Source organism: Flavobacteriales bacterium (assembly GCA_016699575.1).
Taxonomy (GTDB): domain Bacteria; phylum Bacteroidota; class Bacteroidia; order Flavobacteriales_F; family PHOS-HE28; genus PHOS-HE28.
This window is the reverse complement of sequence record CP064979.1, coordinates 2,601,656-2,614,117: the sequence shown is the minus strand read 5'-3', so window position 1 is coordinate 2,614,117 and position 12,462 is coordinate 2,601,656. Positions and strand designations below refer to the sequence as shown.

Below are 12,462 nucleotides of genomic sequence, written 5' to 3'. Positions count from 1 at the left end.
CTTCACCACGACGGAAGAGATAGCACGGCGGCGGGTGGCTCACTAAGTTCGCCGCGCCATGTCCATCGACCAGCGCATCCGCGAACTGCTCTTCGACCACGATTGCGTGATCGTGCCCGAGTTCGGCGGGTTCCTGGTGCAGTACAAGGGTGCCCGCATCGACGAAGCACGCCGACTGGTGCATCCGCCCAGCAAGGAAGTGGGGTTCAACAAGCAGTTGACCCGCAACGACGGGCTGTTGGTGGACTCGGTGGCCAAGCAGGACGATGTGCGCTTCGAGCAAGCACGTACCCAAGTGGCCCAACAAGTGGAACAGTGGCAGCGCACGCTGGGCCATGGCGGCCGCGTGGAAGTCTCCGGCGTGGGCACCTTCTGGACCGATACCGCCCGGAACCTCCGCTTTGAACCGGACCCGCACGCCAACTTTCTGAAGGATGCGTTCGGGTTGCGGGCCGTGGCGGCATCGCCGATCGCCAAGCCGGTGGTGGTGGAGACGTTGAAAGAGGCGGTGGTGAGGAAGCTGGAGCCCGTCCTGGCCGACGAAGGCACTTCCGCATCGCGCAACCGTCCGCTGCTGTGGGCTGCTTCCGCGGCTGCAGCCGTGCTGGTGGCGGTGGCCACGTTCGTGCTCACCCCCACCACCGGCAACGAGCAATTAGGCGGGTGGGCAAGCTGGCTGCAGCGTGAAGCACCCGGTTATGTGCAGCGGGGTACAACACCTGTGATCGTGGAGGAATCGGGAGACGAGAACTTCAGCCTTCCCGAGACGCTTGATTCAGCAGTGACGGTGGATGTGGAACCCGGTGTGGAGCTGGTGGTGGCCCCGATCGTTCTCCCGGACACCACGCATGTGGCCGTGACACCCGTTACGCCGCGCGCCAAGGGTCTTTACCATGTGATGGCGGGCTGTTTCTCAGTGCGGGGCAATGCCGACAACCTGGTTGCCGGGCTGCGCGGACGCGGGTTCGATGCCGGCATCATCGACCAGCACCGGGGCTTGTGGCGCGTGGCCATCGGCAGCTTTGCCGACGAGCGCATCGCCGTGGAGGCTTTGGTCGCCGCTCGCAAAGAGGAAGCCCCCGGGGCTTGGATCCTGCACAAATAAGAGCGTGACGGACGGTGCACCGTCCGCATAGATTTGCGCCCCTTTCGCACTTCCCTTGCGCTCCATCGAACTCGACGTCTGCACGCTGACCTTCATCGAAGACGATGTTGTGCACGCGCACTTCAAGGACGGTCACACGGTGAGCCCCGAGGAAGTGCAAGCGATGTTCGAGGCCGCTGCCGAGGGCCGCAATGGCCGCAAGGTGCTGCTGGTGGTGAGCGTGGGCGTGGGCAGCACGCTCAGCAACGAAGCCCGCCAGTACGCCTCATCACCGGAGTCATCCAAGTACATCGCAGCGGACGCCATCGTGGTGCGGGACTTCGGGCACCAGCTCACGGCCAATGTGTTCGTGCGTTACAACAAGCCCCAACGGCCCATCCAGCTGTTCGGCGACATGGACAGCGCACTCACCTGGCTGGATCAGCAGCGGCACTTGGTGGGTTCGGCCTAGGCTGCCTTTTCACCGTCCGCGCTTTTCCCGTTGCGGAGCTTGCGCACCAGCAGGAACACGGCGGTCGCGAGCATCACGCCTCCCAGCACGCCCCACAGCGTGCCCAGCTCGCCGCGACGAACGACCACATAGATCAGCGCGAACAAGAGCAACATCGCCAACGCGTTCCACAAGCGAACGGTGATACTCTTCCAACGCAGTTCGCCAGCTCGCGCCTTCGCCCACAGCCCATGAGTGACACTGTGATGCACGATGAGCAGGGCGACAAGCCCGGTCTTCGTGTACATCCACGGTTCCATGAAGAGCCCACTGTTCTTCGCGATCAGCAGAACACCCATCAGCAGCATGCCGATGAGCGATGGCCATGCGATGTGCAGCCATGTGCGCCGCATCATACGAGAGAGCTGGGCCGTGATGATGCCCCGGTCGGGATCGAACTTGCGCTCCGCCTCCTTCAGCTGGGCTATCATCCACAGTGTGCTGAACGTGCCTGCGAAATAGCCCACCGTGAAGAACACATGGAGCACGTGCTGGCCCTCGTAGCTGAACATGCTCCGAAGGTAGCCCGTGCTTGCGGCCCGCCGAACGGTTGAAAAGAGTTGATGCGCCCACGGAGCGCTGCACAGGACCTGCGCACCTTTGCGCCATGAACATGAAGAGCGCCCGACCGGCCACGGACAGCTACGCGGAGACCACCAACCTGGTGCTGCCCAACGACACCAACACCTTGGGCAATCTGTTCGGCGGGCGTCTGCTGGAATGGCTGGACATCTCGTGCGCCATCAGCGCCCACCGGCATTGCAAACGCGTGGTGGTCACCGTGGCCGTGAACCACGTGAGCTTCGACCGGCCCATCAAGCTCGGCGATTTCGTCACCATCAAGAGCCACGTGAGCCGTGCGTTCGGCACCAGCATGGAAGTATGGGCCGACGTGTGGGTGGAAGACCAGCTGACCAGCGAGCGCATCAAGTGCAACAGCGCCATCTACACGTTCGTGGCCGTGGACCATGGCGGACATACCGCGACGGTGCCGCCCGTTGAACCCACCAACGAAGAAGAACAAAAGCGCTACGACGGTGCCCTGCGCCGCCGCCAGCTAAGGCTCATCCTCAGTGGCAAGATGAAGCCCGAGGAAGCGACGGAGCTGAAGGCGTTGTTCGAGTAGTAGCTACAAGCTCTCGTCCAACGCGTCCGTGTCGAGGAACTCGCCTGTGGCCGTGTCCAGGGCACGCAAGCCAAGCTGTTTCACGATGGCTGCCACGCAGGCCGCGCTCTGCTCGCCGCCGTGCACATGCACAGTGATGTAGCGCACCAGCTCGGGCGTTTCCATCTGGAACGAAATGCTCAGGTCGATGCCGCTGCCTTGCACAAAGAGCCATCCATCTTGCTTCTCCGCGTGCCCGACCGCTGCGGTGATCTTGTCTTCGAGCTCAGCCCGGGTTCCGATCGGCTTCAGCTGGAAGTCCGCCGGAAGGTCACGCACGCTCTTTACAGGCGGCAGGTCCTGGATGTAGATGTCCCAGCTCATTGGTTGACCAATTGTGCAATGCGTCCAATGTCCTGTTTCTCCATGCAGTGGAAGTGGCCCTTGGGGCATTTGTCGTAGCCGAGCTTGCTGCACGGTCTGCACCCCAGGCCCATGACTTCCACCACATGGGCGCGCTCCTTGTGCTGCGGCATGTATGGCCCCATACCGAAGTGCGGCACCGTGTTGCCCCACACGCTCACCAGTGGTTTGTTGAACGCTGCCGCCACATGCATTGCACCGCTATCGTGAGCAACAACACTGCGCGCCTGACGGATGAGCGAGGCACTGCCCAAGAGGTCGAACTGGCCGGTTGCATCGAACACGCGCGGTCCGATCTCCGTGGAAATGCGTTGCGCAGTGGCGCTGTCCTCGTTCCCACCGATGATGACGATGGGACCCTGCACTTCCCTGGCCAGTGCCAGCAGTTTGTGCGGCGGCAGGCGCTTGGTGGCATGACCACCACCGATGCATAGTGCCGTGTAGCCATTCCTGTGCGGCTCTGGGAATGCTGTGAGCGGCACCTCGCTGTTGGCAGGAACGAAGAAGTCCAAGCCCATACCGTCGTTCTTGACCCCGAGGCCGTTCACCGTTCTCAAGTAACGGTCCACGATGTGCTCCTTCGGCAGCCGGTCGGCCTTGAGATTCACCATCAACCACTTCTCCCAGTTCAGTTTCGGGAAGCTGTGGGAGGGCAAACCAAGCGCACGCTTCACCCGCCAGGTCCGCAGGTTGTTGTGCAGGTCCACAACCGCATCGAAACGCTCATTCTTCAGCACGGGAAGGATCGAACCGAGCCCATCATCCAACAGATGCACCTTGGCGATGTGCGGCGAGTGCTGAACCAGATCGGCGAAAACACGTTTGGTCAGGAAGTGGATCTCGGCATCCGGACGCTGCAGCTTCAGGCAACGGACCACAGGCGAGGTGAGCACGATGTCGCCAATGGACGAGAAGCGGATGATGAGGACTTTCATGTGCCCATGGGCCCATGTGGACATGCGCTCATAGGGGGCGAATGTAGGATCGCGCGCCGTGCAGCTTCCGCACGGTCACATGGCCACATGGGCCCATGGTCACATGTCCTCATGGCCTTTCTTCGCACCATGTTCGTCGACACCCATGCCCACCTGTACGCGGACAGGTTCGCTGAGGACCGCGTAGCCATGGTGCAGCGCGCCCTGGATGCCGGTGTCACGAAGCTCTACTTGCCGAACATCGACATGGCAAGCGTGGGGCCGATGCACGATCTGTGCGCTGCGTACCCGGACGCGTGTTTCCCCATGATGGGCCTTCATCCGTGCCATGTGGGTGTGGACCCCTCGCAGGAACTGGCCAATGTTGAGCGCTTGCTCAGCGAGCGTCGCTATGCAGCCGTCGGCGAGATCGGCATCGACCTGTACTGGGACAAGAGCAACCTTCCGCAGCAGCAGTTGGCTTTCCGCCAGCAGATCCGTTGGGCCAAGGAGAAGAAGCTGCCCATCGCCATCCACTGCCGCGAGAGCTTCGCGGAGACCGTTGCCATCGTGGAAGAAGAGAAGACACCGGAGCTGCGTGGCGTGTTCCATTGTTTTACCGGCAGCGCCGACGAGGCACGTCGCATTCTCGCGCTCGATGGATTCTACCTCGGCATTGGTGGAGTGATCACCTATCCCAAAAGTGGTTTGGCACAGACCATTGCCGAGGTGGGCGCCGACCGTTGCGTTCTTGAGACCGACGCACCGTACCTCTCCCCGGTCCCGCACCGCGGCAAGCGCAACGAGAGCAGTTACATCCCGTTCATCGCGCAGGCTTTGGCCACGGCAACGGGCCTGTCGCTCGACGACATTGCCCGCACCACCACGCGCAACGCACAACAACTCTTCAGCTGATGGCCAAGCACCGCAGGGTATTGCTGATCTACACCGGAGGCACCATCGGGATGATGAAAGACCCGCGCACAGGGGCTCTGCAACCCATGGACCTCGAGCATCTGGAAGACCTGGTGCCGGAACTGGGCAACATCCCCGCCGCGCTTAGCACTGCATCATTGGAACCGGTAATGGACAGCAGCGATATGGGGCCCGCCGATTGGGTGCGCATCGCACAGCTCATTGCCCAACATCCCAACGAGGACGGTTACGTAGTGCTGCACGGCACGGACACCATGGCCTACACGGCAAGCGCGCTGAGCTATCTCCTTGAAGGCCTGACGAAACCCGTGGTGCTCACCGGGGCCTTGTTGCCATTGGGCGTGCTGCGGACCGACGGAAAAGAAAACCTGCTCACCGCCATCGAGATCGCCGCGGCGCACACCGATGGCGTTGCTACGCTGCAGGAGGTGGCCATCTACTTCGAATACAGTTTGTACCGCGGCAACCGTGCGGTGAAGACGCATGCCGAACGCTTCGAGGCCTTCCGTAGCCCCAACTGGCCGAGGCTGGCCGAGGCCGGCGTGCACATCCGCTGGAACCTCGCCGCCATGCTACCGAAGCGCACTGGCCCGTTGGATGTGCATCCGCTGCTCGATCCCAATGTGGGCGTCGTCCGTCTCTTCCCCGGGATCACCGGCGAATGGGTACGGCACTCTTTGGCTACACCAGGGTTGCGCGGGGCCGTGCTCACCACCTTCGGCAGTGGCAATGGACCGCGCAACGAGGACTTCCTGAACGCTCTGCGCGAAGCGCGCGCGCGCGGCATCGTTCTGGTGAACGCCACACAGTGCTTCGGTGGTCGCGTGGAACAGGGACGCTATGAGACCAGTCGGGCGTTCAACGATATGGGCATAACGCCGGCAAGCGACATGACCGTCGAAGCAGCCGTTACAAAACTCATGTTCCTCTTCGGCCAAGGCCTTGCTGAACGTGTTGTGCAGGAACGCTTCGGTGTACCGCTTTGCGGTGAGCTGACCATCTAACGGCCCTTGTCCTTCTTTTCCATCGCCTTGATAAGCGATTGAAGGAGCTCCTGGTTCTGGCCAGGCCTGATGATGATCTCCAGCTCGTCCATCGCCGCCCGTTTGCCGTAGCGGGCGGCAGGTTCTGATACAGCTTCACCGTCACGCAACTTCGGCCGGAGCTCGTCGCTGTACAACCGGAAGAAGTCGAAGTTGAGCACCTCGGAGCACTTCTTCAGCAGCATGGTGTCCATGCTGGGGCGCTTGAAAAGGGCGTGCACCGTTTTGGCCGATGTACCGATACGCTTCGCGAAGCGGGTCACTGGAATGCCGCTTACCACCAGCCTCTTGCGAAGCTCTGTGCCGATATGGACTGCCACGTTGCGAAGGTCCCAGTGGGGAGGGGTTGGTCCGCGCGCGCAAAGAACGTTGATGTCCTCACTCAATAACCTTTGGGTATCTATGTAACCGTTGCGTTACTGTTCCGTTCCAAGGACATGCACAGCTGCGTCCTGTTCACCGGCCCTTGGCAGACCGGCACGACGGGTTCCGCCATCTGGCTCGCCACCGTCGATGACCAGCCGGTACTCTATGTTCGCCTGACCGGCTTGGCGCGACGTTTCCTCGACCCTTTGGGTTCCATCCTGGTCATCGCGGTCCTGGAGAACAGTGCCATGCTCGTACTTCACTGCGACGCCGACCGGTCGAACTGGGAGACGGTCCCGACCACCTCTCCTGCCCTGTGCCTGGAGTTCCGTCTTTCCGGAAATGACGTGCTGCTGCTCTCAAGGCACGCGCTTGTCGAAATGCAGGTCAGAAGCGTGTTCCACAACCTGCAGATCCACTTCCGCGACCCGATAGCACGCGCGGAGCTGATGGAAAGCGCCCGCAGGGGCCCCGGGAAGCAGTCCCTCCGTCGTCTTGGTTAGTTTCGCCGCCCTTGCCAGCGGGAGGGTCCCGATGGCCGGAAGGAGAGATGGCCGAGTGGTTTAAGGCGCGCGCCTGGAAAGTGCGTTTACCTGAAAGGGTAACGGGGGTTCGAATCCCTCTCTCTCCGCTGGAACAAGAGCCACCGAACGTGGCTCTTCTCTTTTGAGATGGAACGGACGCCCATGGGATCCCTGCTCCTGCACACCGTGTTCGCCGCGGTGGTGTTCATGCACGGCGCGAAGGCCGCCGCACAACGGGCCATTGATCGCAACGCGCACCTGTGGGTGAGCCACCTCGGTGATCATATGTTGCATGACCGTTGGAGCTTTCATTCCGAAGCGCACTGGCGTCGTTCAGGACTGGGCGAACACTGGCAACAGCTGCTCGTGCGCCCTGCCGTCAGTTTCCACTGGCGCCCGGAGGTGGTGATCACCGGGGGTTACAGCTATTACATCAATTATCCGTACGGCAACTACCCGATCGCAACGCGAGCCTGGGAGCACAACCTCTACCAGCAGGTGACGCTGTCCAATGCGCTTGGCCGCGTGGCGCTTTCGCACCGCTTCCGCATGGAGGAGCGCTGGCTGAGCGTGATGCAACCCGTGGCCAATGAGCCTGGCGCCTACGAGCTCGACCGTTACAACTACCAGAACCGCTTCCGTTACCGCATCGGCATCACGGTGCCGTTCGGTAATCACACCAAAGTGGAACAGGGCGCGCTTTTCGCCACGGCCTACGACGAACTGTTCATCAGCTTCGGCGATAGCCAGCGAGCGGACTTCGTGCAGCAGAACCGCTTGAGCGCGTTGCTCGGGTACCAGTACAGTTCCGGTGGCAATGTGCAGATCGGCTATCTGCTGCAGACCATCCAACGACCCGGAGCGGCGCAAGGAGCGGACCTGCAGGAGATGAACAGCACGGTGCACTTACTGCTCACCTACAACCTCGACTTCCGCAAGACCGCTCCGCCCACACACAAGCCTTGATCATGCCACCGTCGCAGGTACATTCGCGGTGCCTAGCATGCCACTGAAACCGAAAACGATCGGCAAGTTCTACTGGACCATCGGCGAGATCGCCGTTGAGCTGGGGGTGACCGCCACGCAGATCCGCTTCTGGGAAAAACAGTTCGGCAAGCCCAGTCCCAAGCGCGATGCCAAGGGCGACCGCCTTTATACGGCCGAGGAAAAGAACATGGTGCGCGAGCAGTACGAACTGCTGAAGGTGAAGGGCCACACCATTGAAGGTGCACGCACCCAGTTGAAGGCGAAGCACAAAGTGCAGGGATCCGCCACCGACCTGCACGACAAGCTGCTTGACGTGCGCAGCCAACTGAGCGCCTTGCGCAACCTGCTCGATCAGCAGTAAGCGGCCTTCAGCAGGTAGTTCCCCACGTAATCCGCAACGCCCTCTTCCAACGTGTGGAAAGGCTTGTCGTACCCCGCAGCACGCAGCTTCTCCATGCGGGCTTCCGTGAAGTACTGGTACTTGTCGCGGATGTCCGCCGGCGTATCGATGAACACGATGCGCTCCTCCTTCCCCATCGTCTTGAAGGTGGCGCGCACGAGGTCGAGGAAGGTGCGGGCGCGGCCGCTGCCGAGGTTGTAGATCGCAGGGTGCTTGCGCGTCTCCATCAGCCACATGCACACATTGCAGAGGTCCTTCACGTACACGAAGTCGCGCAGTTGCTCGCCGTCCTTGTAGTCTGGCCGGTGGCTGCGGAAGAGCTTCACCTCGCCCTCGTCGCGCACCTGGTTGAAGGCATGGAAGATGACGCTTGCCATCCGTGCCTTGTGGTACTCGTTCGGGCCGTACACGTTGAAGAACTTCAAACCTGCCCAGAAGAACGGCGCCTCCGCCTGTTCCAGCACCCACTGGTCGAACTCGTTCTTGCTATCGCCGTAGGGATTGAGCGGCTTGAGCTGCGGGATCAGTGCATGATCGTCATCATAGCCCAGTTCGCCACCGCCGTAGGTGGCCGCGCTGCTGGCGTACACCAAGGGGATCTGGTAGCGCGTGCACCGCTCCCACACCGCCTTGCTGTAGCGCACGTTCAGCTCGTCGAAGATGCTCTTGTCGAACTCGGTGGTGTCCGTGCGCGCCCCGAGGTGGAAGACGAACTGCACCAACTTCTGGTTGGCATCGAGCCACTGCGGAAAGTCGCGCCGATCCACACGGGCCGTCAGCTTCTTGTTGAGCAGGTTGGGCGCCTTGTCCACGCGCGAGAAATCGTCCACGGCCACCAGGTCGTGCCAGCCTTGGCGCTGGAGCTCGCCCAGCAAACAGCTCCCGATGAAACCTGCGGCACCCGTGACGACGATCATGCGTTGGCCGCCATAGCCTTAGGCGAAGACGGGGGGCGAAAGTAGGAGCGGCGAAAGCGCCCGGCCTACCTTCGCCGCCCTCATAACCAGGCACGATGCCCACAGTGTTCATCACCCGCCGCGAACGGTTCAGCGCGGCCCACAAGCTGAGCCGGCCCGACTGGTCGCCGGAAAAGAACATGAGCGTGTTCGGCAAGTGCGCCAACCCCAACTGGCATGGGCACAACTACGAGCTGTGGGTGACGGTGAAGGGCGAGCCCAGCAACGAGACCGGTTTCGTGGCCGACCTGTCGCAGGTGAGCCGCATCATCAAGGAGCGCGTCATCGATCAGGTGGACCACAAGAACATCGACCTCGACGTGGCGTTCATGAAGGGCACATACAGCAGCACGGAGAACCTGGCCATCGCCTTCTGGAAGCAACTGGAACAGCCCATCAACGCGCTGGGTTGCACCTTGCACTGCATCAAGCTGCAGGAGACGGAGAACAACAGCGTGGAGTACTACGGGCCTCACCCATCCTCTCCGGTGAAGAGGTGAACGATCGACCATGGCCAAAAGCAAAACCTCCGCAACGGGCGACTCGGCCGAGGGCTACGAGCGCATCGACATGTACGACGCGAAGCGCATTGCGCGCATCGGTCAGCATTACGGCGACATCCTGCACCAGATCGGCGAGGACCCCAAGCGCGAGGGCCTGGCGAAGACCCCCGAGCGCGTGGCCAAGGCGCTGCAGTACCTCACGCACGGTTACGACCTCGACCCGCGCGAGATCCTGCGCAGCGCCATGTTCACGGAGAAGTACAGCCAGATGGTGCTGGTGAAGGACATCGAGGTGTACAGCCTGTGCGAGCACCACATGCTGCCCTTCTTCGGCAAGGCACACGTGGCCTACATCCCGAACGGCCGCATCGTGGGCCTGAGCAAGATCCCGCGCGTGGTCGACGCCTTCGCACGCCGGTTGCAGGTGCAGGAGCGCCTCACCGACCAGATCCGCGACTGCATCCATGAGACGTTGAAGCCCCAAGGCGTGGCCGTGGTGATGGAGTGCGACCACCTGTGCATGCGCATGCGCGGGGTGCAGAAGCAGAACAGTGTCACCACTACCAGTGCCTTCACCGGCGTGTTCCTCAAGAGTGATACTACCCGCAAGGAGTTCATCCAGCTCATCTCCTCGAAACTTCATTGACCCGCCGGAACACCGAGCGATCGGGCCGTTAGCGATATTCGTCACGCTTCCGACGAGCAGCGCGCTCCGGGACGCACCAACAACCCATCACGCATGACCGCCTATGTATTCCCCGGCCAGGGTTCCCAATTCCCCGGCATGGGCAAGGACCTGTACGACGCCGACAACAACGCCCGCATCTGGTTCGAGCATGCCAACGACACGCTCGGCTTCAACATCACCGATGTGATGTTCAAGGGCACCGAGGCGGACCTGAAGCAGACCAAGGTGACGCAACCCGCCATCTTCCTGCACAGCGTGGTGAAGGCCAAAGTGATGGGCGATGCGTTCCAACCCGCCATGACGGCCGGGCACTCGCTGGGCGAGTTCAGCGCGCTGGTGGCGGCAGGTGCCATGGAATTCAGCGATGGCTTGAAGCTGGTGGCCGCGCGCGCCAACGCCATGCAGAAAGCCTGCGAACTGCAGCCCAGCACCATGGCCGCCATCATCGGATTGGAAGATGCCAAAGTGGAAGAGATCTGTGCTGCCATCCCCGGCGTGGTGGTGCCCGCCAACTACAACTGCCCCGGCCAATTGGTGATCAGCGGCACGGTGGAAGCCGTGAACGCCGCGTGCGAAGCCATGAAGACCGCCGGTGCAAAGCGTGCGCTCGTGCTGCAAGTGGGCGGCGCGTTCCACAGCCCGCTGATGGAACCCGCACGTGCCGAGCTCGCCACTGCGATCGAGTACACGCCCATCGTGAACCCGCGCTGCCCAGTTTACCAAAACGTGGACGCCCGCGCACACACCGACCCTGCGCGCATCAAGGCCAACCTCATCGCGCAGCTCACCGCGCCCGTGCGCTGGACGCAGACCATGCAGAACATGCTCGGCGATGGCGCGAAGAAGGTGGTGGAAGTCGGGCCGGGCACCGTGCTACAAGGGCTTTTCAAGAAGGTGAGCAAGGAGGTGGAGGCGGTGGGGGCATAGTCTCGGCACCCGAGGGGGGAGCGACCAACCATGCTGACCATCGCCCTGCTCTTCGTTGCGTGCGGCCTTTTCGGGTTGGCGTTCCTGCTGCTCCTGATCTTCGGACTGATCAAGAAGCGACCCTTTTGGATCCTTGGCGCCGTTGCTGCACTGGTCGTTGCAGTGGGTTGTGGGTTAAGCGCTGTATACCTGACCGCCCACAAAGCCGCAGGTGCTGCAAGAGGAGTTGCTCAAGACGCGCAGGATGTCTTCCATACAACGCGCGCGGGAATGGACAAGGCGAGCGAAGTGGTTCGCGGCATACCGGACGCCTTCAAGCCAAGAACAGGCAGCGAGATATATGCAGCATTCTTCGACGAAACACCCGCCTGCGTGACTGTCACCGACCATCGCGATCAAGTGGTGCCGAAGATCGACACCGGCATAAGCCTGCGCATGAAGACCTGCCCGCGCGAGGTCCAGAGGATCCTATCGATGGCCCCGTACACTGGAACGCGAAGCGTCAGCCACGCAGCCGACCGCGTATATGGTGGCGCGGATGCTGCCGGTCCCTTTGCTCCTGAAAACCTTGGGGACACCATCACCACCTACTACTGGGAGGTACAACCTGGCCGGAACTGGCGCTGGCTGTACGTGGATCCGGACAGCACAGAGGCGATCATGGTGGATGTGCTGGACTAGTAAGATTCGATTTCGCGTGGCTAAACCATGGCTGAAAGCGAGGCCCGCCCTACTAGACCAATAAGATGATCACCTGTATCCGATGACTCGGAGTCCACGGTCTGTCGCAAAAACCTCAAATTCACCCAGAGCACAAAGCGCTTCACGGAAAGCCGGAACATCCTGCTGCCAGTGGCGCGTTGGAACCTTCTCATCGCCATGGTTAAAGCCGACTTGGGGAATTTCGACCCATTCCACCTCTTTGTAGAAGAAGGGTCCTACTTCGAACGTGTCTTCTCCGTTGTCCTGGAGCCAATTCAGTCGGCTGCGAATCTCCTTGTCCGTGTAAACAAACTTCCAGACCACCTGCTGGATGTTGAAGCGTGGCTCACGCACCAAATCGGCAAACTTCCTCCACTTGGAATCCGACATGTA

18 protein-coding genes and 1 tRNA gene are annotated in these 12,462 nt (G+C 61.6%); 13 read left to right on the top strand and 6 right to left on the bottom strand.

Annotated features, from left to right (window positions below):
- Positions 1-58 precede the first annotated feature (58 nt).
- Both IPJ76_10805 and IPJ76_10800 read left to right on the top strand, forming a co-directional pair.
- Positions 59-1,105 (top strand): SPOR domain-containing protein, encoded by a 1,047-nt coding sequence (locus IPJ76_10805; GenBank protein ID QQR85108.1) that lies wholly within the window; start codon positions 59-61, stop codon positions 1,103-1,105.
- Between the two features lie 55 nt (positions 1,106-1,160).
- Positions 1,161-1,556, top strand: coding sequence for a hypothetical protein (locus IPJ76_10800; GenBank protein QQR85107.1), 396 nt, complete (start codon positions 1,161-1,163; stop codon positions 1,554-1,556).
- On the opposite strand, the gene IPJ76_10795 is transcribed toward IPJ76_10800, so the two are convergent.
- On the bottom strand, positions 1,553-2,107 hold the full coding sequence (locus tag IPJ76_10795; protein ID QQR85106.1) for a CopD family protein: 555 nt from the start codon (positions 2,105-2,107) through the stop codon (positions 1,553-1,555). The genes IPJ76_10800 and IPJ76_10795 overlap by 4 nt on opposite strands.
- Before the next feature lie 95 nt (positions 2,108-2,202).
- Here IPJ76_10795 and IPJ76_10790 point away from each other — a divergent pair, with 95 nt between their 5' ends.
- Positions 2,203-2,721: an acyl-CoA thioesterase gene (locus tag IPJ76_10790; protein QQR85105.1), complete on the top strand. Its 519-nt coding sequence runs from the start codon at positions 2,203-2,205 to the stop codon at positions 2,719-2,721.
- A 3-nt stretch (positions 2,722-2,724) separates the two neighbouring features.
- Here IPJ76_10790 and IPJ76_10785 read toward each other — a convergent pair whose 3' ends face one another.
- The gene (locus IPJ76_10785; GenBank protein QQR85104.1) at positions 2,725-3,084 is read right to left on the bottom strand and encodes a hypothetical protein; all 360 of its coding nucleotides are present in this window, start codon (positions 3,082-3,084) and stop codon (positions 2,725-2,727) included.
- Positions 3,081-4,058 (bottom strand): glycosyltransferase family 9 protein, encoded by a 978-nt coding sequence (locus tag IPJ76_10780; GenBank protein QQR85103.1) that lies wholly within the window; start codon positions 4,056-4,058, stop codon positions 3,081-3,083. Before IPJ76_10780 ends, IPJ76_10785 begins: the two co-directional genes overlap by 4 nt.
- 129 nt (positions 4,059-4,187) lie before the next feature.
- Here IPJ76_10780 and IPJ76_10775 point away from each other — a divergent pair, with 129 nt between their 5' ends.
- On the top strand, positions 4,188-4,952 hold the full coding sequence (locus IPJ76_10775; GenBank protein QQR85102.1) for a TatD family hydrolase: 765 nt from the start codon (positions 4,188-4,190) through the stop codon (positions 4,950-4,952).
- A complete protein-coding gene (locus IPJ76_10770) occupies positions 4,952-5,977 on the top strand; it encodes a type I asparaginase (protein QQR85101.1) in 1,026 nt (341 codons plus the stop codon). The genes IPJ76_10775 and IPJ76_10770 overlap by 1 nt, the downstream gene beginning before the upstream one ends.
- On the opposite strand, the gene IPJ76_10765 is transcribed toward IPJ76_10770, so the two are convergent.
- Entirely contained in the window at positions 5,974-6,336 is a 363-nt protein-coding gene (locus IPJ76_10765; GenBank protein QQR85100.1) for a hypothetical protein, read from the bottom strand. The two genes, IPJ76_10770 and IPJ76_10765, sit on opposite strands and share 4 nt — an antisense overlap.
- 117 nt (positions 6,337-6,453) lie before the next feature.
- Here IPJ76_10765 and IPJ76_10760 point away from each other — a divergent pair, with 117 nt between their 5' ends.
- The 4 genes from IPJ76_10760 to IPJ76_10745 all read left to right on the top strand — a co-directional run bounded on the left by IPJ76_10760 (position 6,454) and on the right by IPJ76_10745 (position 8,254).
- The gene (locus IPJ76_10760; protein QQR85099.1) at positions 6,454-6,885 is read left to right on the top strand and encodes a hypothetical protein; all 432 of its coding nucleotides are present in this window, start codon (positions 6,454-6,456) and stop codon (positions 6,883-6,885) included.
- A gap of 41 nt (positions 6,886-6,926) precedes the next feature.
- Positions 6,927-7,013: transfer RNA gene (locus tag IPJ76_10755), tRNA-Ser, on the top strand.
- 55 nt (positions 7,014-7,068) lie between these two features.
- Positions 7,069-7,872 carry a DUF2490 domain-containing protein gene (locus IPJ76_10750; GenBank protein ID QQR85098.1) on the top strand — a complete coding sequence of 268 codons (804 nt, stop codon included), beginning with the start codon at positions 7,069-7,071 and terminating at the stop codon, positions 7,870-7,872.
- A gap of 37 nt (positions 7,873-7,909) precedes the next feature.
- The gene (locus tag IPJ76_10745) at positions 7,910-8,254 is read left to right on the top strand and encodes a MerR family transcriptional regulator (GenBank protein ID QQR85097.1); all 345 of its coding nucleotides are present in this window, start codon (positions 7,910-7,912) and stop codon (positions 8,252-8,254) included.
- Here the strand turns inward: IPJ76_10745 and rfaD are convergent.
- Positions 8,245-9,210 carry an ADP-glyceromanno-heptose 6-epimerase gene (rfaD, locus tag IPJ76_10740; protein ID QQR85096.1) on the bottom strand — a complete coding sequence of 322 codons (966 nt, stop codon included), beginning with the start codon at positions 9,208-9,210 and terminating at the stop codon, positions 8,245-8,247. The genes IPJ76_10745 and rfaD overlap by 10 nt on opposite strands.
- A 95-nt stretch (positions 9,211-9,305) precedes the next feature.
- On the opposite strand from rfaD, the gene IPJ76_10735 reads away from it, so the two are divergent.
- The 4 genes from IPJ76_10735 to IPJ76_10720 all read left to right on the top strand — a co-directional run bounded on the left by IPJ76_10735 (position 9,306) and on the right by IPJ76_10720 (position 12,048).
- Entirely contained in the window at positions 9,306-9,749 is a 444-nt protein-coding gene (locus tag IPJ76_10735) for a 6-carboxytetrahydropterin synthase (protein QQR85095.1), read from the top strand.
- A gap of 10 nt (positions 9,750-9,759) precedes the next feature.
- Positions 9,760-10,398, top strand: a complete 639-nt coding sequence (gene folE, locus IPJ76_10730) for a GTP cyclohydrolase I FolE (GenBank protein QQR85094.1) — start codon at positions 9,760-9,762, stop codon at positions 10,396-10,398.
- A gap of 93 nt (positions 10,399-10,491) precedes the next feature.
- Positions 10,492-11,367: an ACP S-malonyltransferase gene (fabD, locus tag IPJ76_10725; GenBank protein ID QQR85093.1), complete on the top strand. Its 876-nt coding sequence runs from the start codon at positions 10,492-10,494 to the stop codon at positions 11,365-11,367.
- 30 nt (positions 11,368-11,397) lie between these two features.
- Positions 11,398-12,048, top strand: coding sequence for a hypothetical protein (locus IPJ76_10720; GenBank protein QQR85092.1), 651 nt, complete (start codon positions 11,398-11,400; stop codon positions 12,046-12,048).
- 69 nt (positions 12,049-12,117) lie between these two features.
- Here the strand turns inward: IPJ76_10720 and IPJ76_10715 are convergent, their stop codons facing one another.
- Complete coding sequence (locus IPJ76_10715; GenBank protein QQR85091.1) at positions 12,118-12,459, bottom strand: hypothetical protein; 342 nt, start codon at positions 12,457-12,459, stop codon at positions 12,118-12,120.
- Positions 12,460-12,462 lie beyond the last annotated feature (3 nt).

Excerpts from the sequence above, each read along its gene's own strand:
- IPJ76_10805 (QQR85108.1), top strand. The coding sequence starts at position 59 with ATGTCCATCGACCAGCGCATCCGCGAACTGCTCTTCGACCACGATTGC.
- IPJ76_10795 (QQR85106.1), bottom strand. The coding sequence starts at position 2,107 with ATGTTCAGCTACGAGGGCCAGCACGTGCTCCATGTGTTCTTCACGGTG.
- IPJ76_10790 (QQR85105.1), top strand. The coding sequence starts at position 2,203 with ATGAACATGAAGAGCGCCCGACCGGCCACGGACAGCTACGCGGAGACC.
- IPJ76_10785 (QQR85104.1), bottom strand. The coding sequence starts at position 3,084 with ATGAGCTGGGACATCTACATCCAGGACCTGCCGCCTGTAAAGAGCGTG.
- IPJ76_10780 (QQR85103.1), bottom strand. The coding sequence starts at position 4,058 with ATGAAAGTCCTCATCATCCGCTTCTCGTCCATTGGCGACATCGTGCTC.
- IPJ76_10775 (QQR85102.1), top strand. The coding sequence starts at position 4,188 with ATGTTCGTCGACACCCATGCCCACCTGTACGCGGACAGGTTCGCTGAG.
- IPJ76_10770 (QQR85101.1), top strand. The coding sequence starts at position 4,952 with ATGGCCAAGCACCGCAGGGTATTGCTGATCTACACCGGAGGCACCATC.
- IPJ76_10760 (QQR85099.1), top strand. The coding sequence starts at position 6,454 with ATGCACAGCTGCGTCCTGTTCACCGGCCCTTGGCAGACCGGCACGACG.
- IPJ76_10750 (QQR85098.1), top strand. The coding sequence starts at position 7,069 with ATGGGATCCCTGCTCCTGCACACCGTGTTCGCCGCGGTGGTGTTCATG.
- IPJ76_10745 (QQR85097.1), top strand. The coding sequence starts at position 7,910 with ATGCCACTGAAACCGAAAACGATCGGCAAGTTCTACTGGACCATCGGC.
- rfaD (QQR85096.1), bottom strand. The coding sequence starts at position 9,210 with ATGATCGTCGTCACGGGTGCCGCAGGTTTCATCGGGAGCTGTTTGCTG.
- IPJ76_10735 (QQR85095.1), top strand. The coding sequence starts at position 9,306 with ATGCCCACAGTGTTCATCACCCGCCGCGAACGGTTCAGCGCGGCCCAC.
- folE (QQR85094.1), top strand. The coding sequence starts at position 9,760 with ATGGCCAAAAGCAAAACCTCCGCAACGGGCGACTCGGCCGAGGGCTAC.
- fabD (QQR85093.1), top strand. The coding sequence starts at position 10,492 with ATGACCGCCTATGTATTCCCCGGCCAGGGTTCCCAATTCCCCGGCATG.
- IPJ76_10720 (QQR85092.1), top strand. The coding sequence starts at position 11,398 with ATGCTGACCATCGCCCTGCTCTTCGTTGCGTGCGGCCTTTTCGGGTTG.
- IPJ76_10715 (QQR85091.1), bottom strand. The coding sequence starts at position 12,459 with ATGTCGGATTCCAAGTGGAGGAAGTTTGCCGATTTGGTGCGTGAGCCA.